The sequence below is a fragment of the Pseudoduganella violacea genome (assembly GCF_014191875.1).
Taxonomy (GTDB): domain Bacteria; phylum Pseudomonadota; class Gammaproteobacteria; order Burkholderiales; family Burkholderiaceae_D; genus Rugamonas; species Rugamonas violacea_A.
Genome location: NZ_JACHXD010000027.1, coordinates 31,094 through 48,839, shown reverse-complemented (window position 1 = coordinate 48,839; position 17,746 = coordinate 31,094). Strand labels below are relative to the sequence as shown.

The following is a 17,746-nucleotide window of genomic DNA, read 5'->3' as shown; positions in this document are numbered from 1 at the left end:
GCATGGCCGATGGCGAACAGTGGGGATGCCGCTATTGTCTCAGGTCCGACTGCCGCGCGGAGCAGCGCCTGATGAATTAATCAGTGCTTCCTTAGAGATGCGCACGGGAAGGAGATAATGATGGAAGCTGCAAACTCAGTCGAGAAACAGTTTCATTGTTCGCGTGATGAGGTTGCGAAACAGATGGAAAAGAATGAGATTCCGGAAGACATTAAGAGCTTTTTCCGCAAACTCAAGGCAATGTGTGAAATCTCTTCATAGGACCCGACAGTGATGGCAAGGCTGAACAGCCAGCGCTTTCGTTTCGTTGATTCTTCCCAGGGTGACCAGAGAGCGACCAGAAACAAAAAAGTCCACGAACCGAAATTCGTGGACTTCCTTGATAATTCTTGGTAGGCCGTGCGGGATTCGAACCTGCGACCAACGGATTAAAAGTCCGCTGCTCTACCAGCTGAGCTAACGACCCAAAGGTATGAAACCTTGGCTTCTTTCGAGTGGTAGGCCGTGCGGGATTCGAACCTGCGACCAACGGATTAAAAGTCCGCTGCTCTACCAGCTGAGCTAACGACCCCCGAAAGAAGCGAGATTATAGGATGCCCCGGCGACCTTGTCAAATGCCTCTTGGCATCTTATTTGCGTCGGGACACCGTTCCCGCCGGCTTACTTGCCGCGCAGGCGCTCTTTGGCGGTGGCGGCGGCTTCCGATTCCGGATACTGCTTGATCAGCTCGGTCAGCGTCTTCTTGGCGTTGGCCACGGCTTTCAGTTCGGTCTGGCAGCTGGCGATGTTGAGCATGGCGTCGGCCGCTTTCGGGCTGTCGGGGTAGTTCTTCACCACGGCTTGCTGGGCCAGGATGGCGGCCTTGCAGTCGCGCTGGGCGTAGAAGGCGTTGCCGAGCCAGTATTGGGCGTTGGCGGCGTAGCCGGATTCGGGATAACGGCGCACGAATTCCTGCAGCGAGACAGCGGCGTTCTTGTAGTCGCCGTCCTTGAACAGCTGCAGGGCGGCGTCGTAGGATTTTTGTTCGGACAGGTCGACCGAGGCGGCTTTGCCGTCGATCGTGACTTCGCGCGGTTCCAGCTTGCGCAGGCGGGCGTCGAGGTCGGTGTACAGGTCGCGCTGGCGCTTTTGCACGGTGGCGATGTCGTTGGCCAGGATTTCGATCTGGCCGCGCAGCTTGGCGATTTCCTGCAGGGTTTGTTCGTGCTGGGCGACCAGGTCCAGGGTGGAGCTCTTGTCGGTCTTGGTTTCCAGGCGGGTTTGCAGTTCGCGCGTGATGTTCTCTACCTTGGCGCGCAGGTCGAGGATGGCTTTGCGGGCTTCGTCGTCGTCGAAGATGCCGGCTTGGGCCTGCATGGACAGGGCGGCGAGCAGGGCCAGCACCAGGGCTTTGGGAGTGAATTTCATCATGGTTGGGACGCTTTCAGTTACAGGTTCTGGCTGTGGAAACGGGGCAGGGCGCAGTTCACACTGCGCGCCGCCCCGTATTATTGCCTGTTACTTGAATCTGCTGACAGATTACTTGTAAACGATGTCGGCACGGCGGTTTTGCGACCATGCTTCTTCGTTGTGGCCTTCAGCCTTTGGTTTCTCTTTACCCAGCGATACGGCTTCGACTTGCGCTTCTGGCACGCCCAGGGTGGTCATCGCTTTACGCACGGCTTCAGCACGTTTCTGGCCCAGGGCCAGGTTGTACTCGGCGCCGCCGCGTTCGTCGGTGTTACCTTGGATCAGGATGGAGCGCTTGCTGTTTTTCGACAGGTAAGCGGAGTGGTTTTCCACCACTGGCTTGCCGTCGGCGCGCACTACATAGCTGTCGAAGTCGAAGTACACGCTGCGGTTAGCCAGCACGCCTTTTGGATCGTCCAGTGGATCGATCGATTGGGTTTGCACTGGGGCCACGGTGCGGGTGTCAGCTTGTGGTGGAGCGACTGGCTTTTCTACGACTGGAGCCGGTGCTGGCTCTTTCACTGGGGTGCTGGAGCAGGCTGCCAGCAGGGCGGCACTGGTGATGATGAGGGCTGCACTTTTTACGTTACGCATTTTTGCTTCTCCTGGTCATTGTTAAACAAACTACTGCTTTACTTCATGAAAGGACCCCAAGTGGGCTCCTTGATATTGCCCGCTTGAGTGGTCAAGCGCTGCTTTACTCGGCCGTCCACCGACACCACGGCGAGCGATTTGCGGCGCGCCGATTCGGTCGCGTACAGAATGTACTTACCGTTCGGCGAGAAGCTTGGCGATTCATCGCTGGTTGTGTCAGACAGGCGTTGCTCCTGGCCGCTTGCCAGATCCAATACAAAGAGCTGGAAGTTGCCGCCGTCGCGCCGGGAAATGTAAGCCAGCGTTTTTCCATCGGAGGAAATGCGCGGGCTGATGTTGTAGCTGCCGCTGAAGGTGACGCGCTGGGCATCGCCGCCGTTCACGCTCATGCGGTAGACCTGCGGGCCGCCGCTGCGGTCGCTGGTGAAGTAGATGGACTGGCCGTCGGCCGAGAATTGCGGTTCGGTGTCGATGCCGGAGCTTTGGCTCAGGCGGCGTAGGCCGCTGCCGTCGGCGTTGACGATATACACCTGGGTATTGCCGCTCTTGGACAGGGCCACGGCCAGGCGCTGGCCGTCGGGCGACCAGGTCGGGGCCGAGTTGCTGCCTTTTTCATTGGCCACCACCGTGCGCGCTCGGGTGACCAGGTTCTGCACATACACCACCGGCTTCTTCTGCTCGAAGGAGACGTAGGCGACCTTGGTGCCGTCGGGCGACCACGATGGCGAAATGATCGGCTCGTTCGAGCTCAGGGCCAGTTGCACGCCTTCGCCGTCGGCATCCGCCACTTCCAGGCGGTAGGAGCGGCCTTGCTGCGTGACGTAGGCGATGCGGGTGGCGAACGCGCCTTTCACGCCGGTCAGCTTTTCATAGATGTCGTCGGCGATCTTGTGGGCCGAGAGGCGGGTGAATTGCGGCGTGGTGGACTGGTCCAGCTGCGACAGCTTGGACGATTTGATGGTGTCCATCAGCTTGTAGCGCACGTCGAAGGTGCCGTTGGCCAGCTTTTGCACGCTGCCCACCACCAGCGCGTCGGCGCCGCGCGCCTTCCAGGCGCTGTAATCGACATTGGCGGCGTCCGAAATGGTGCCGGCGTCGATGATCTTGAACACGCCGCTGCGTTCCAGGTCGGCCTTGATGATGGCCGAAATCTGGGCCGGGGCCACGCCTTCGTCGGCGAAGGCGGCAATCGCCACCGGGATCTGGTTGCTGCCGACGCCGGAAATCTCCACGCGCAGTTGCGCATGGGCCGTGCCTGCCAGGCCGGCCAGCATGCCGGCGGTCATAAAGAGGACGTTCAGTTTTTTCATGGTTCGCATCAAGGTAAGTCTTTCATATTGAACACCAGATCAAGATCTCTTTCCACTGTGCCATCCTTTTTCTTTGGCAAAGGTGAAGATTTGTTGATGGCGTTTTCCACAGCGGCGTCGTAAGACGGGTTGCCGCTACTCTTGATCTTTCGGACCGAAATAATTTCCCCAGTTGGCATCTGCGAGACGCGGAACACGGCTTCGATATCCTGCTTGGCGCCGCCATAAGCGACATTGCTTTGCACCTTGGCGCGCAGCGCGGCGAGATAACCGCCATCGACGCGCGAGCCGGTGGATTTCGCCGCCGTGCCGGTGGAGCCGGTGCTGCCGTTGCCGACCGCGCCCGTGATGCGGCGCATTTCCGCCTCACGGTTCTTGGCCAGCTTGTCGGCTTCCTTCTTCTCGGCCAGCTTCTTCGCCTTTTCCTCGTCCAGCTTTTTCTTCTTGTCTGCTTCTTTTTTCTCTTCGGCCAGGCGCAGTTCTTCCTGTTTTTTCTTTTCCTCGGCCAGTTTTTTCTTCTCTTTTTCTTCTTCCAGCTTTTGCAGGCGTTTTTCTTCCGCCAGCTTGCGCTCTTTCTCTTCTTTCTCTTTTTTCTTTTTGGCCAGCGCGATCTCAGGATCGGGCTGCGGCGGCGCGATCTTCTCGGGCGGCGGCGGGGCTTCCACTGGCGGCGGGGTTGGCGTCGGCTCCGGCTGCGGCTCGGGTTCGGGCGCCGGTTCCGGCGGCGGCGCGGCCGACTGGATCGTCATATCCCATACCTCGGCTTCCACCGCCGCTGGTTCCGTATTCTGCCAGCGGATGCCGCCCCAGAGGAAGAAGAACAGCACGGCGTGCACGCCCACGGCCAGCGCCAGGGCGCGCCAGCCGTTCTGCCGCTTGGGAACCCGGTAAGGGCCGCTTGCTGTTGCCGGTTTCGTTGCCATGCCTTATTTCGTCGCCAATCCAACGCGCACGATGCCCATCTTCTTCGCTTCCGAAATCAGCTGAATCACATCGTCGTACTTGCTTTCCTTGTCGCCGGCGATCAGCACCGGATACTCGGGATTGTCTTCATGCAGGGTTTTCAGTTTCTTGACCACGGCGTCGCGGTTGGGCGCGGTTTCCGGCGCGTCGGCGTTCTTGCCGGCGATGCCGATCGACAGCGCGCCATTCGGCTTGATCGAAATCTGGATATAGGAGTCGGGCGGACGCACGGCCTTCTCGGCGTGCGGCAGGTCGACCGAGCTGGGATTGTTCGAGCTGGGCATCACCATGAAGATGATGAGCAGGCACAGCATCACGTCGATATACGGCACGACGTTGATCTCGGACTTCAGCTTGCGGCCGCCGCGGCTGCCGCGCATGCTGCTGGAGAAGGAAGAAGCCATGGCTTGCCTGTCCTCTTAGCGCGACTGGCGTTGCAGGATGTTCGAGAATTCTTCCACGAAGCTCTCGAAGCGGATCGCCAGACGGTCGATGTCGTGCGAAAAACGGTTGTAGGCCACCACGGCCGGAATCGCCGCGAACAGGCCGATGGCGGTGGCGATCAGCGCTTCGGCAATGCCGGGCGCCACGGCCGACAGCGTGGCTTGCTGCACATTGGCCAGGCCGCGGAAGGCGTTCATGATGCCCCACACGGTGCCGAGCAGGCCGATATACGGCGAGACGGAACCGACCGAAGCGAGGAAGGCCAGGTGGGCTTCCAGCGCATCCATCTCGCGCTGGAAGGCGGCGCGCATGGCGCGGCGGGCGCCGTCCAGCACCGCGCCCACGTCCAGCGATTCGCGGCTGTTGGCGTAAGCCTGTTTGCCTTTGATGAATTCACCCATGCCCGCTTCGAAGATGCGCGCCAGGGCGCCGCTGCTGGCGCGGTTGCTGCCGGCGCTCTGGTGCAGGGCGTGCAGATTGCCGCCGGCCCAGAAGGTTTTTTCGAATTCGATGGTCTGGCGGCGCGCTGAGCGCACGTCGAACAGTTTCTTGAAGATGTAAGTCCAGCTGATCAGCGAGATGCCGAGCAGCAGCGCCATGATCAGCTGAACGATCAGGTGCGCATTCGAGATGAGGGCGATGAAGGAAAGGTCTTGGGTGACGTTCATTGGATCTCAGTCTGGATAGATAGGGGCGGGCTGGCCTAGAGAACAAAGCCGCGCATGCGGGCGGCGGTATCGTCCGGCACAGCGCGCGGACGCAGGGCGGAATCGACGCAGCCGATTTTGACGCGCGCCGTGTTCAGCAGGGTGCCGCCGGTCCACGCCTCTTGCACGACGACGAGGGAGGCGCGGCCCAGTTTCTCGATTTTGAGGGTTAATTTTAGTACATCGTCCAGCTTGGCCGGCGCGTGGTAATCGGCGCTGACGCTCTTCACGACAAACATGGCATCTTGCTCCTGGAGCAGCTGGTGTTGACCAACGCCGATCGCGCGCAGCCACTCGGTGCGCGCGCGTTCGAAGAACTTCAGGTAATTTGCGTAATAAACGATTCCGCCGGCATCCGTGTCCTCGTAATAGACACGCACCTCCCAGTTGAACTCTGAAGACATGTTTGTTTTGCTACAAATGTAATTGGGCAACATTTTACGCGATTTTTATTAAGAAAGTCGCTTAAAAATTGCTTATTCCGAAAAACTGCCCAGTAGAACCGATTGCTGTGATAACGCCAACAAATGTAACAATCATTTACGTTTCCACAGTGTAAAGCCCATTCTAGCCGCGTTTGATGTTAAATGGCGAGAAACCCTGGCAAGTTGGCATCAGCTCGATCAGGTTCACATTGATGTGCGGCGGCAGGGTGGCGATCCAGTAGGCGGTGGCGGCGATGTCCTCGGCCGTCAGCGGCTGGGTGCCTTCATACACCTTGGCTGCGGCCGCGTCGTCGCCCTTGAAGCGCACATTCGAGAACTCGGTGCCGCCGCACAGGCCGGGCGCCAGATTGGTGGCGCGCACACCGGTGCCGACCAGGTCGGCGCGCAGATTCAAGGTGAATTGCTCGACGAAGGCCTTGGTCGCGCCATACACATTGCCGCCCGGGTAGGGGTAGTGGCCGGCCACCGAGCCGAGATTGATGACCGTGCCGCGGCCGCGCGCCACCATGCCGGGCAGCACGGCGCGCGTCATCGTCACCAGGCCGGTGCAATTGGTGGCGATCATGGTTTCCCAGTCTTCGAGCGGCGCTTCATGGGCCGGCTTCACGCCCAGCGCCAGGCCGGCGTTATTAATTAATACATCGATTTCTTGCCAGCCGGCCGGCAGGGCGGCCAGCGTGGCGTGGATGGCGGCCTTGTCGCTGACATCGAGGGTGAGCGGCAGCGCCAGCTCGCCCAGTTCGGCGGCCAGGGCTTGCAGGCGGTCCGCGCGGCGGCCGCTGAGGATGACTTTATGGCCTTGGGCGGCGAAGGTGCGCGCCATCGCGGCGCCGAAGCCGGCCGTCGCGCCGGTGATGAAAACGATCATGGGGCGGTCCTTGTGGATAGGTGAATGCGAGGGAAATTGTAGCCGAAACGCCAGTATTTCCGGGACTTGCCATGCTGTTATCGCTTTTCTTGCTCTAATCAGGCACATCACATACAATTTGCGCTCCATTACGTCTCACGTAACTGGCGAAAAGCGGATGCGGCGCGCTGGGCGCGACATCGGCGAAAGGTGGACATCCACCGGGGAACGTGAGAATTTCAACAGCCGTTCGCCTGGGCAGCCTATCGATGGACTCGTGCGAAGAGGCTGCCTATACCCTATCCGGCTCCCCTCATTCGATCCAACCTGCCAGTAATACTCTCAATTGGAGTTTTTTCATGTTTGCAAAAGATCACACCCTCGCCAACGTTGACCCAGAGCTGTTTGCCGCCATCCAGGCCGAAAACGTGCGCCAGCACGACCATATCGAACTGATCGCGTCCGAGAACTACACCTCGCCAGCCGTGATGCAAGCCCAGGGCTCGCAGCTGACCAATAAATACGCCGAAGGCTACCCAGGCAAGCGCTACTACGGCGGCTGCGAACACGTGGACGTGGTCGAGCAGCTGGCGATCGACCGCGTGAAGCAGCTGTTCGGCGCCGAAGCGGCCAATGTGCAGCCGAATTCCGGTTCGCAAGCCAACCAGGGCGTCTTCTTCGCCGTGCTGAAACCGGGCGACACCATCATGGGCATGTCGCTGGCCGAAGGCGGCCACCTGACCCATGGCATGGCCCTGAATATGTCGGGCAAATGGTTCAACGTCGTGTCCTACGGCCTGACCGCCGAAGAAGACATCGATTACGAGGCGATGGAGCGCCTGGCCCACGAAAGCAAGCCTAAGCTGATCATCGCCGGCGCATCGGCCTTCTCCAAAAAGATCGACTTCGAGCGCTTCGCCAAGGTGGCGAAAGCCGTTGGCGCTTACTTCATGGTCGATATGGCCCACTACGCCGGCCTGATCGCCGCCGGCCTGTATCCGAACCCGGTGCCGCACGCCGACTTCGTCACCTCGACCACCCACAAATCCCTGCGCGGCCCGCGCGGCGGCATCATCCTGATGAAGGCCGAGCACGAGAAGATCATCAACTCCTCGATCTTCCCAGGCATCCAGGGTGGCCCGCTGATGCACGTGATCGCCGGCAAGGCTGTCGCCTTCAAGGAAGCGCTGAGCCCTGAATTCGTGGAATACCAGAAGCAAGTGATCAAGAACGCCGACGCCATGGCGCGCACCCTGATCGAGCGCGGCCTGCGCATCGTGTCCGGCGGCACCGAGTCGCACGTGTTCCTGGTGGACCTGCGTCCGAAGAAGCTGACCGGCAAGGAAGCCGAGGCGGTGCTGGGCCAGGCCCACATCACCTGCAACAAGAACGGCATCCCGAACGATCCTGAGAAGCCATTCGTGACGTCCGGCATTCGCCTGGGCAGCCCGGCCCTGACCACGCGCGGCTTCAAGGAAGCGGAAGCGGTGGAAGTCGCCAACCTGGTCGCCGACGTGCTGGATAATCCGAAGGACGCCGCCACCATCGAGCGCGTGAAAGCCGCAGTGAAGGTCTTGGCTGACAAGTACCCAGTTTACGCCTGATCGGGCGGTTGGTAATATCGGGGCGCCGGGCCGCAAGGTCCGGCGCTTTTTCATTCTATTTTTAGCGCACACTATGAAATGTCCTTTCTGCCAGCACGGCGAAACCCATGTCCTCGATACGCGCGTATCGGAGGAGGGCGACGTCATCAAGCGCCGCCGGCGCTGCGGCAACTGCGACAAGCGCTTTACCACCTATGAGCGCATCGAGCTGATGATGCCGTCGGTGGTGAAAAAGAACGGCAACCGTACCGACTACGACCCGGCCAAGCTGCGCGGCAGCCTGTCGCTGGCGTTGCGCAAGCGTCCGGTGGCGGCTTCGGCGGTCGACCTGGCGATACAGTCGATCGAGGAAAAGCTGCTGACCAGTGGCAAGCGCGAAGTCGATTCCGGCTACGTGGGCGAGCTGGTGATGCAGGAATTGCAGCGTCTGGACAAGGTCGCCTATATCCGCTTCGCCTCGGTGTACAAGAACTTCGAAGACCTGGCCGAGTTCCAGGACGCGATCGAAGAAGTCGGCCAGGGCGGCAAGCCGCGCCAGGGCTGATCCCTTACATTCCATTTGCAAGTCTCCAGCACAAATTTCATTTGGAAATTTGTGCCGATCACGTTCGCCTTTGCGCGGGCGCAAACCCCCACCTGAGCTAGCTGCTAACTTGCCTGTATCGGGACGGGAGGCGGATCATGGGCACTCGGAAAATGACGGCCGCGGCGGGTTTCAGCCTGCTGGAAGTGCTGGTGGCGATGCTGCTGCTGGCGATGGGCGTGATCGGCGCCTCGGCCATGCAGCTGCATGCGCTGCGCACCCGGCACGAATCGGCCACGCTGTCGGCGGCCATGCGGATGGCGGCCGATATGGCCGACCGCATCCGCGCCAATGCCGCTTCGGCCCATCTCTACCTTGAACTCGACTACGAATCGGCGCGCGAAGGCGAGCCGCAGCTGCCCGCGCGCCAATGCCGTGCCGCCGCCTGCACCAGCGGGGAAATGGCGCGTTTCGATGCCTACCAATTCCAGCAGCTGGTGCATGACAGTCTGCCCGGCGGCCGCGCGCGCATCTGCCGCGATGCCGCCACCTGGGCCGCTGGCCGGCCGCGCTGGGAATGCAGCAATGCGGCGGGCGCTCCCTTGGTGATCAAACTCGGTTGGCGCGCCCGCAATCCCGACGGCACGCCGGCCCAGGCGGCGACGGATGAACAGCCGCCGGCCGCGGTGCTGGTGCTGGCCGGACTGACGTTATGAGAAGGTATTTTGCCGGCCGGGAGGGCTGCGCCGGCATGGGCCTGGCCGAAATGATGGTGGCGCTGTTGCTGGGCATGGCGTTGGCGCTGGCCGCCGCCGGCATGCTCGTCGCCAGCAATGCGGCGTATGTCAATCATGGCGCCCATGTACGGCTGGATGATGGCGGCAGGCTGGCGCTGGCGCTGATCGGACAGGCGTTGCGCCAGGCTGCTTTCGTCAACTGGGAGCCGGGGCAGGCGCCCGGCGTGCCGGCGGAGCGCAGCGCCAGCATTGCCGGCCTGGATGCGCACACCTTGCCGCGCGCCAGCCAGGCCATCGATGGCGCGCGGCCGGGAGCTGTCAATGGCAGCGACGTGCTGGCGCTGCGTTTTTCCGGTTCCGGCTTCGGGTCCGGCGCTTTTGCTGCGGATGGTTCGGCGCTCAACTGCGCCGGTTTCGCCGTGGGCGGTGGCGCGTCCGAGGCGGAGCAGGGCTGGAGCATTTTCTACGTGGCGCTGGCGGCCGACGGCGAGGCCGAACTGCGCTGCAAATACCGCGCCGATTCCGGCTGGACCTCCGATGCGCTGGTGCGCGGCGTCGACGCCTTCCAGGTGCTGTATGGGCTGGATACCGACACGCCGCCCGACGGCATTCCCAACCGCTTCCTGAACGCGACCGAGATCAATGCGCTGGACGAGGCCCTGGTGCTGGCGGCCGGCAGCGCCGGCGAGCGGCAGCTTGAGCGCAACCGCAAGACCCATTGGAAGCGTATCGCCAGCGTGCGCGTGGCCTTGCTGCTGCATGGCGAGTTTGCCTCGCGCCCAGCCGGGCCGCCGCTGCGCTATGCGCTGTTTGGCCCGCAGCAGGCGGACGAACCGGATGCCCTGGTCGATGAAGCGGCCATGCCGAAATCCCTGCGGGAACGCGCGCGGCGCCTGTTCGCCATCTCGGTTGTCTTGCGCAATACCGGCAAGGGTTGAGGCATGCGGCGCAAGAGGGAAGGGGGCGCCACCCTGCTGGTCGTGTTGCTGATGCTGGCCGGGATACTGCTGCTGGGGGCGTCGGGTGCGCAAATGGCTTTGCAGGACGAGATGGCGGCGCGGGCCGAACGCGACCGGCTGGTGGCTTTCCAGGCTGCGGAGGATGCGTTGATGGACGCGGAAAAAGATATCGGCGGCGCGCCCGGCGTCCCGCCCGAGCGCGGCGCTCACTTCAGCGGCGACGGTAGCGCCTTCACCGCCGATTGCGGCGGCATGGCGTCGGCCGCAGGCCTGTGTTGCGGCGTGGAGGGCGAAGCGCCCGTATGGCAGCGCGTGGATCTGGCCGCGGCGGGCGTGGCTTTCGGCCGCTTTACCGGCGCCGCCATGGAAACCGGACGCGGAACGCTGCCTTTTGCGCGTCCCCGCTATGTGATCGAGCGCCAGCCATACAGCTTGCCGGGCGAGGACGCCGCCACTCCGCTGCACCACTACTACCGTGTGACAGCCATCGGCTTCGGGCCGCGCCCGAGCGCCGAAGTGGTGCTGCAAGTCACGCTGGCCGACAAGGCGGTGCCTGCCGGGCGGCTCAGCTGGCGCGAAATATCGAACTGGCGCGAACTGCACGAGGCGGCAAAGCGCAAATAGCTTGAAGGGAGGGGCATCATGCGCAGGCAAGGTTTTTCGCTCATCGAAATGATGGTCGCGCTGGCCATTCTGGCCATCGTTGCCGGGGCCGCGCTGCCGGCCTGGAACAGTGCCGTGATCCGCGCCCGCCGCATCGAGGCGCAAGCCTTGCTGCTGGCGCTGATGCAGCAGCAGGAGCGCTACTTCACCCAGCACAATACCTATATCGCTTTTTCGTCCGCCGCCAGCGATCCGGCCGCCCGCCAGTTCCAGTGGTGGACGGGGCGCAAGGCCGAAACCAGCGCTTACGAGGTGGAAGGGCGGGCCTGCGAAGGCGAGGAAATCCGCAACTGCATCCAGCTGGTCGCCACGCCCGGCACGCGGCGCGTGGACGCCCGCTTCAAGGACCGCCAATGCGAAGCCTTGACGCTGACCAGCACCGGCCTGCGCCTGGCCTCCGGCCCCGCCCTGCAATGCTGGCGCTGAAAGGCCGGCGCCCCGGTTTCAGCCTGCTTGAACTGCTGCTGGTGCTGGCCATTGCAACCTTGCTGCTGGGCGTTGCCGCGCCCAGCTTCCGCAGCGTCATCGAAGGCCAGCAGTTGCGCGTTGCCGCCGCTGACCTGCTGGCGGCCATCAACCTGGCGCGTTCGCAAGCCATTGCGCGTGGCCGCACCGTGCTGCTCGCGTCCAGCGGCGACGACTGGGCGCAGGGCTGGCAGATATTCATCGACCGCAACGCCAACCAGCGCCGCGATGCCGGCGAAGCGCTGCTGGCGCGCCACGATCCCCTGCCGCAAGGCCTGCGTGGCGAGTCGAAGTTTTCCTCGCCCGCAAGCCCGCCCTATATTGCCTATAATATGGCCGGACGCGGTTGCGCCGCCACCAACAGCCAGGCCGCCCGCTGGGGCACGCTGACGCTGGAATTGGGCGGCCAGCGCCGCCGCATCGTAATCAATATGCTGGGCAGGGCGCGCTTATGCGACCCGCTCGGCGAACCGGCCGCCTGCGGCGCAGCGGCCCCTTAGGCAGACAAGATGAAGATTGCAAGCGATCTGGAAGGCATGCGCCTGGCCCTGGAATGGGCGGGGAAAGGCTTGTACACCACGTCCCCGAACCCGCGCATCGGCTGCGTGATCGTGCGCGACGGCGAAGTGATCGGCGCTGGCGTGACCCAGGCCGCCGGCCAGGACCACGCCGAAATCCAGGCCATGAAGGATGCCCGGCAGCGCGGCCACGACGTGCGCGGCGCCACCGCCTATGTGACGCTGGAGCCGTGCAGCCACCATGGCCGCACCCCGCCTTGCGCCGACGCCCTGGTGCGCGCCGGCCTGGGACGCGTGGTGGCGGCGATGGAAGACCCGAATCCGCTGGTGGCGGGGCAGGGCATGCGCAAGCTGGCGGCGGCCGGCATCGAGGTGGCGAGCGGCCTGCTGGCAGCTGAGGCCCATGAAATGAATATCGGCTTCTTCTCGCGCATGCGGCGCGGCCAGCCCTGGGTGCGCATGAAGTCGGCCGCCAGCCTGGATGGCATGACAGCCCTGCACAATGGCCAGAGCCAATGGATCACCGGCCCCGAAGCCCGCGCCGACGGCCACGCCTGGCGCGCCCGCGCCTGCGCCATCCTGACCGGCATCGGCACGGTCAAGGCCGACGATCCCCAGCTGAATGTGCGCTCGGTGGAGACGCCGCGCCAGCCGCGCCGCATCGTCGTCGACAGCAAGCTTGAAATCAGCCCGTCCGCCCGCATCCTGGAAGGCGGCGGGACGTGGATCGTGGCGGCGGCCGCCAATCCGGAAAAAGAGGCGGCCTTGCGCGAGCGGGGCGCCGAGATCATCGTGCTGCCGAACGCGCATGGCAAGGTCGACCTGCCGGAGCTGATGCGCGAGCTGGGACGGCGCCAGATCAACGAGCTGCACGTGGAAGCCGGTTCCAAGCTGAATGGATCCCTGATCCGTGAAGGCTGCGTGGACGAGCTGCTGCTCTATCTGGCGCCGATGCTGCTGGGCGACGCGCAAGGCATGTTCGCGTTGCCCGCGCTCGCTGAGCTGAGCGGAAAATACGATTTGAAATTCCATGAGTTTAAGCAGGTCGGCAGCGACCTGCGTATTCTTGCCCGATTCAACCCACAATAGATTGGTATCCCAATGTTTACTGGTATCGTTGCCGCAGTCGGCAAAATCAACACCGTCACCCCGCTGGAAGGCGGCCTGGATGCTGGCGTGCGCCTGAATATCGACGCGGGCGGCCTGCCGCTGGCTGACGTGGCCCTGGGCGATTCCATCGCCATCAACGGCGCCTGCATGACCGTGGTGGAAAAGAGCGCCAGCGGCTTCACCGTCGACGTCTCGCGCGAAAGCCTGAACTGCACCGTGGGCCTGGACACCACCACCGAAGTGAATCTGGAAAAAGCGCTGACCTTGGCCGAGCGCCTGGGCGGCCACCTGGTCTCCGGCCACGTCGATGGCCTGGGTGTGGTGCGCAAGTTCGAGCCGGTCGGCGAATCCTGGGAGCTGGTGATCGAGGCGCCGCGCGAGCTGGCCAAATACCTGGCCTTCAAAGGCTCGGTGGTGGTCAACGGCGTCTCGCTGACGGTCAACCGCGTCGAGGACATCGGCAGCGGCGCGGATATGGTCTGCCAGTTCTCCATTAACCTGATCCCGCACACCATCCAGGTCACGACCCTCAAGCACTTGAAGGCCGGCGCCAAGGTCAATCTGGAAATCGACCTGATCGCGCGTTATGTGGAGCGCATGCTGTCGGTGGAAAAAGCCGCCGGCTGATTTCCTACATGCCTTTGAAGCGGTGCTGGTAGCGCTGGCTGACCGGCAGCCGCGCGGCATGGCCGCGCAGTTTCAGCCACAGCGCGCCATCCTCGTCGCGCACTGCGGCGGCAATATGCTTGAGCGCCACCACATAGCCGCGATGGATTTGCCAGAACTGTTCTCCCAGCGCGTCGGCCAGCTCTTTCAGGGGTGTGCGGATATGCGCCTCCAACTGCGTCGTCACCACGCGCGTATATTTGGTCTCGGCGCAGAAGTAGATCACGTCTTCCGGTGCGATGAAGTGGATGGTATTGCCGACCGAGGCTTGCAGCCAGGCCGGCGCTGTCGGTTTGATTGCCAGCGTGCGCGCAAGCTGGCGCAGATCGGGCGGCGGGCTGCTCATCCGCGTCCGCAGCCGTTCGATGGCGCGCGCCAGGCGCAGTGGATCGGTCGGCTTCAGCACATAATCGAGCGCGCCGCTGTCGAAGGCGGCCAGTGCGTGTTCCTGGTAAGCCGTGACAAAGACCACATGGGTGCGCAGGCCAAAGGCAGCAGCCAGTTCCAGTCCATTCAAGCCCGGCATGCGGATATCGAGAAATGCCGCGTCGGGTTGGTGTTCGCGCGCCAGACGTAGCGCCTCGTAGCCATCGGCCGCCTCGGCCACGATATCCGCTTCCGGCCATAGCCGGCGCAGCGATTCGCGCAATTCGGCACGCAACAGCGGCTCGTCGTCGGCGATCAGGATGCGCGGGCGGAGCATATCGTTTTCTTGCATTTATTCTTTCAAGGGTAGCAGCAGTTCGGCCTCGGTGCGTCCATGGGCGCCGGTGCGCAAGTCAAAGCCGGCATTGCCGCCGTAGCGCGCCGCCAGCCGCTCGCGCAGATTGCGCAAGCCGACGCCGCTGCCCATCACCGTGGTTCCCAGGCCGGCGCCATTATCGCTGACGATGATCTGCAAATGCGAGCCTGCCGCCAGCGCCGCTACTTCCACATGCACGGCGCCGGGTTGCGGCTCAACGCCATGCCGGATCGCGTTTTCCACCAGGGACATCAGCAGCAGCGGCGGCATTGCGCTGGCGCCCAGCGTTGCGGGATACGCCACCTTGACGGACAGGCGCTCGCCAAAACGAATCGCCATCAGGGCCAGATAGTGCTCCGCCAGCTCGCATTCGCGCGCCAAGGTGGAAGCATGGCTGCGCATATCGGGCAAGGCGCTGTGCAGATAGGCGATCAGGTGGTCCAGCATCTGCACGGCTTTTTGCGGATCGTGGCGCGCCAAATAGCGCGTGTTGGCCAGGGTGTTATACAGGAAGTGAGGTTCGACCTGGGCTTGCAGGGCTTTCAATTCAGCCGACAGGGCCGCCTGCTTGAGGTGCGCCAGTTGCAGCGTCCCGGCCTGGTTCTGCGCCTGCCACAGCGGAATGCCGAGCAGCAGGGCGCCGCAGGCCAGGGCGCAGGCCAGGGCTTGTTCGCCGGTGAGACCAAGAAGTTCATGGCGCGCATTCCAGGCCAGGTAGGCGCGCAGGGCCAGATAGCTGCCTGCCGCCAGCGAGATGGCCAGCACCAGCCAGCTCAGACGCCAGCCATTGCGCCGTCGCGGCAGCAGCCGGGCCAGACGCGGGCGGCGCGCCAGCCATTGCAGCAGCAGGCGCCAGCCTTGCAGGCCGGCGCTGCCGATGATGGGCGGCAGCAGGAGCAGGATGAAGGTGGCCAGCCATAGATGTTCCTTGCGCAGCCAGGCCAGGCCGGCCACCACGGCCAGCGCCAGCAGGCTGAGACCAGTTTGCATGACGCTGAATCGCGGCAGGCCGGCGAGCAAGGCTTGCGTGCGTTCCGGCAGTGGTGGCGTGGAGCCGCCACCTGTTTGCGTGGAGTGCATCAAAGCTGTGGCGTGGTGGGCAAGGGATCGGAGTTCGGCTGCACGTCGACCGGCACGTCGTTGCCCACGATTTCCAGCGCCAGCGCATCGATCCATACCTGACCCTTGCCGCCGCCGATGACGCCGAACGAGATCGAGTTTGCGTCCTGCGGTACGTCCAACACCACGCTGCGCAATTGCCAGCCGGTGGTGCCCTTGATCGGTTTGTCTTCGCTGTTATAGAAGGGGGACTTGGAACGGCGCGGCGTGTCGACGCGCATCCACAGGCCGGCCCATTCGCTGACATCCTTGGTCTTGACCTTGGCCTGGAAGCGCACGCGCTTGCCCAGGTAGTGGTCGGGTGCGATCTGCTGCATCACGGTGGCCCAGCTCTGTCCATTGCCCTTGGCGTGGCGCAGGAACTTGGCGCCCTTGCCGCTGACGGTGGCATCCATATCCACGCCGGCCACATACTGGCGTGGCGATTCGCCCGCCAGCAGCCATTGCGCAGGCAGGGGCACGGCGTTGCCGGCCAAGGCGGTGATGGCGCTGGCGCCAAGCGCGGCGGCGATCACATAAACGATTTTCATATGCAGGTATTCCAGAGAGCGGACGGGATTGTCTGGCACCACTTTGCCCGAAGGGGCACCGATGCGGGATGGTTTGCGATAAGCGCTGTTGCTGGCGGATTAGTGCTGCTAAATCGCGATAAGTGTCCGGCAGTATTGTACGGGAAAGGTTCTGGCCGGTATTGGCATGCTTTCCATGTATAAATATTGCATTAAATAAATATTAATTTGTATAATACATTTTTTACATGGAGCGCATAAACATGGTGGCAAGAGTTATTTTGGGGAGTTTGTTGGCGGCTGGTGCTTTGGCTGCATGTGGCGGTGGTGGTGGTAATGGCGGTAATGGCGAGGATAGCAATAAGGCCGCACCGGATACGGGTAAGCCCTTAAGCTACGCTATTGCCGCGCCAACCATAGACGATTACGTCAGTTATGAGGTGCGGGTAGCAACCAGCAAGTCTGGCGTTTCGACACCGGTAAGCGTTTCTTACCGCTCAGAGCAGCTTGGATACACGCCGCTTGGCGGCTCGGCATGGCAAGAGAATAACATTGCGTCTGACAAGGACCAGGTAGACCGTTTTTCCACCCAACTGACCGATGACCGTGGCATTTTGGGCCACTACTACGGCGATGGCCGGGAAAGCTGTACTTTCTTTTATAAGACGCCTCTGCGCATGATGCCGAGTACCATTGCCATCGGCCAGAAATGGGCACTAAGCTTTGAGGGTAGTGGCAATAACTGCCCGCGCATCAAGGATATCTCGCCAGTCAGCTTCACTGGGCAAGCATTGGCTGCGGAGACCCTGACGGTAAAGGGCGGTGTTTTCAATACGGTCAAGGTAGGCATTGAACAATCGCTGGTCAAGCAGGGTAATTCTTCCAAAGCCATTACCTATACTATTTGGCGCGATGCCCTGAGCGGGCGCGATGTCAAACAGATGCGCACCACCACCACGACCAATCTGCTTAACGGCCAGATCGAGGTGGAAAAATATGAAGAGGAGCTGATCGGTTTGCTGATTGCATCGACTCGCCAGAAAAAATTCGCTCTGGAAAGTCTGACTGGCAAATGGCGTGGAAACTTCCGCAGCGATAAAGCTGCTGGCTATTGCCAGTTCCAGATCAGTATTCAAGGGGATATGCAAGGCACGTGCTCGTCCGATCCCGGCGGGCGGGTTCTTGCACTAAAGGGGAAGATAAACGCTGGCGGTGCGGCGAAGTTCGAAATTGGTGGCGGTGCCGAGGTTTTGCGCTACAGTGGCATGTTTGAGCAGCCATCGTCGGCTCAGGACAACTGGCCGGAGAAATATAAACCAGCAATAGGCAATCACGGTTGGCTTTTCGTGCACGAGTAAATCGTTTGATCAC

Annotated in this window: 21 protein-coding genes, 2 tRNA genes and 1 riboswitch; of the genes, 10 read left to right on the top strand and 13 right to left on the bottom strand. The window is 62.4% G+C overall.

The features are described 5' to 3' along the window. Positions 1-390: 390 nt before the first annotated feature. The 10 genes from FHS03_RS26930 to FHS03_RS26885 form a co-directional block, all read right to left on the bottom strand. Positions 391-466, bottom strand: a tRNA-Lys gene (locus FHS03_RS26930). Between the two features lie 29 nt (positions 467-495). After that, a tRNA-Lys gene (locus FHS03_RS26925) sits at positions 496-571 on the bottom strand. Between the two features lie 89 nt (positions 572-660). Continuing rightward, positions 661-1,410: a tol-pal system protein YbgF gene (gene ybgF, locus FHS03_RS26920; RefSeq protein WP_183443984.1), complete on the bottom strand. Its 750-nt coding sequence runs from the start codon at positions 1,408-1,410 to the stop codon at positions 661-663. Positions 1,411-1,518: 108 nt separating this feature from the next. Further along, positions 1,519-2,043, bottom strand: coding sequence for a peptidoglycan-associated lipoprotein Pal (gene pal, locus FHS03_RS26915; protein ID WP_183443983.1), 525 nt, complete (start codon positions 2,041-2,043; stop codon positions 1,519-1,521). A 38-nt stretch (positions 2,044-2,081) separates the two neighbouring features. After that, complete coding sequence (tolB, locus tag FHS03_RS26910) at positions 2,082-3,353, bottom strand: Tol-Pal system beta propeller repeat protein TolB (RefSeq protein WP_229426463.1); 1,272 nt, start codon at positions 3,351-3,353, stop codon at positions 2,082-2,084. Positions 3,354-3,361: 8 nt separating this feature from the next. Continuing rightward, positions 3,362-4,276 (bottom strand): cell envelope integrity protein TolA, encoded by a 915-nt coding sequence (gene tolA / locus FHS03_RS26905; RefSeq protein ID WP_183443981.1) that lies wholly within the window; start codon positions 4,274-4,276, stop codon positions 3,362-3,364. A 3-nt stretch (positions 4,277-4,279) separates the two neighbouring features. Beyond that, on the bottom strand, positions 4,280-4,720 hold the full coding sequence (locus FHS03_RS26900; RefSeq protein ID WP_229426462.1) for a biopolymer transporter ExbD: 441 nt from the start codon (positions 4,718-4,720) through the stop codon (positions 4,280-4,282). A 15-nt stretch (positions 4,721-4,735) separates the two neighbouring features. Continuing rightward, complete coding sequence (tolQ, locus tag FHS03_RS26895; RefSeq protein WP_176349829.1) at positions 4,736-5,428, bottom strand: protein TolQ; 693 nt, start codon at positions 5,426-5,428, stop codon at positions 4,736-4,738. 35 nt (positions 5,429-5,463) lie between these two features. Further along, positions 5,464-5,871, bottom strand: a complete 408-nt coding sequence (gene ybgC, locus FHS03_RS26890; protein ID WP_183443980.1) for a tol-pal system-associated acyl-CoA thioesterase — start codon at positions 5,869-5,871, stop codon at positions 5,464-5,466. A 163-nt stretch (positions 5,872-6,034) separates the two neighbouring features. Next, on the bottom strand, positions 6,035-6,781 hold the full coding sequence (locus FHS03_RS26885; protein WP_183443979.1) for an SDR family oxidoreductase: 747 nt from the start codon (positions 6,779-6,781) through the stop codon (positions 6,035-6,037). A gap of 129 nt (positions 6,782-6,910) precedes the next feature. Then, positions 6,911-7,027: riboswitch (ZMP/ZTP riboswitch) on the top strand. A 92-nt stretch (positions 7,028-7,119) separates the two neighbouring features. On the opposite strand from FHS03_RS26885, the gene glyA reads away from it, so the two are divergent. The 9 genes from glyA to FHS03_RS26840 all read left to right on the top strand — a co-directional run bounded on the left by glyA (position 7,120) and on the right by FHS03_RS26840 (position 13,966). Continuing rightward, positions 7,120-8,364: a serine hydroxymethyltransferase gene (gene glyA / locus FHS03_RS26880; RefSeq protein WP_183443978.1), complete on the top strand. Its 1,245-nt coding sequence runs from the start codon at positions 7,120-7,122 to the stop codon at positions 8,362-8,364. Between the two features lie 73 nt (positions 8,365-8,437). Next, positions 8,438-8,908, top strand: a complete 471-nt coding sequence (gene nrdR / locus FHS03_RS26875; RefSeq protein ID WP_183443977.1) for a transcriptional regulator NrdR — start codon at positions 8,438-8,440, stop codon at positions 8,906-8,908. A 137-nt stretch (positions 8,909-9,045) separates the two neighbouring features. Then, positions 9,046-9,603 (top strand): type IV pilus modification protein PilV, encoded by a 558-nt coding sequence (gene pilV, locus FHS03_RS26870; RefSeq protein WP_229426461.1) that lies wholly within the window; start codon positions 9,046-9,048, stop codon positions 9,601-9,603. Continuing rightward, positions 9,600-10,562 carry a PilW family protein gene (locus FHS03_RS26865; RefSeq protein WP_183443976.1) on the top strand — a complete coding sequence of 321 codons (963 nt, stop codon included), beginning with the start codon at positions 9,600-9,602 and terminating at the stop codon, positions 10,560-10,562. The genes pilV and FHS03_RS26865 overlap by 4 nt, the downstream gene beginning before the upstream one ends. Before the next feature lie 3 nt (positions 10,563-10,565). Beyond that, positions 10,566-11,207, top strand: coding sequence for a pilus assembly PilX family protein (locus FHS03_RS26860; protein WP_183443975.1), 642 nt, complete (start codon positions 10,566-10,568; stop codon positions 11,205-11,207). An 18-nt stretch (positions 11,208-11,225) separates the two neighbouring features. Next, positions 11,226-11,672: a type IV pilin protein gene (locus FHS03_RS26855; RefSeq protein ID WP_183443974.1), complete on the top strand. Its 447-nt coding sequence runs from the start codon at positions 11,226-11,228 to the stop codon at positions 11,670-11,672. Next, positions 11,660-12,211: a GspH/FimT family pseudopilin gene (locus tag FHS03_RS26850; RefSeq protein WP_183443973.1), complete on the top strand. Its 552-nt coding sequence runs from the start codon at positions 11,660-11,662 to the stop codon at positions 12,209-12,211. Before FHS03_RS26855 ends, FHS03_RS26850 begins: the two co-directional genes overlap by 13 nt. A 9-nt stretch (positions 12,212-12,220) precedes the next feature. Further along, positions 12,221-13,318 carry a bifunctional diaminohydroxyphosphoribosylaminopyrimidine deaminase/5-amino-6-(5-phosphoribosylamino)uracil reductase RibD gene (gene ribD / locus FHS03_RS26845; RefSeq protein ID WP_183443972.1) on the top strand — a complete coding sequence of 366 codons (1,098 nt, stop codon included), beginning with the start codon at positions 12,221-12,223 and terminating at the stop codon, positions 13,316-13,318. A gap of 12 nt (positions 13,319-13,330) precedes the next feature. Then, positions 13,331-13,966, top strand: a complete 636-nt coding sequence (locus tag FHS03_RS26840; protein ID WP_183443971.1) for a riboflavin synthase — start codon at positions 13,331-13,333, stop codon at positions 13,964-13,966. 4 nt (positions 13,967-13,970) lie between these two features. Here FHS03_RS26840 and FHS03_RS26835 read toward each other — a convergent pair whose 3' ends face one another. The 3 genes from FHS03_RS26835 to FHS03_RS26825 are packed head-to-tail and all read right to left on the bottom strand — an operon-like array spanning position 13,971 to position 16,396. Further along, complete coding sequence (locus FHS03_RS26835; RefSeq protein WP_183443970.1) at positions 13,971-14,708, bottom strand: LytR/AlgR family response regulator transcription factor; 738 nt, start codon at positions 14,706-14,708, stop codon at positions 13,971-13,973. A gap of 15 nt (positions 14,709-14,723) precedes the next feature. After that, positions 14,724-15,827, bottom strand: a complete 1,104-nt coding sequence (locus FHS03_RS26830; protein WP_183443969.1) for a sensor histidine kinase — start codon at positions 15,825-15,827, stop codon at positions 14,724-14,726. Beyond that, positions 15,827-16,396 carry a transcriptional regulator gene (locus FHS03_RS26825; protein ID WP_183443968.1) on the bottom strand — a complete coding sequence of 190 codons (570 nt, stop codon included), beginning with the start codon at positions 16,394-16,396 and terminating at the stop codon, positions 15,827-15,829. Before FHS03_RS26825 ends, FHS03_RS26830 begins: the two co-directional genes overlap by 1 nt. 227 nt (positions 16,397-16,623) lie before the next feature. On the opposite strand from FHS03_RS26825, the gene FHS03_RS26820 reads away from it, so the two are divergent. Further along, a complete protein-coding gene (locus FHS03_RS26820) occupies positions 16,624-17,733 on the top strand; it encodes a hypothetical protein (protein WP_183443967.1) in 1,110 nt (369 codons plus the stop codon). Positions 17,734-17,746: the final 13 nt, after the last annotated feature.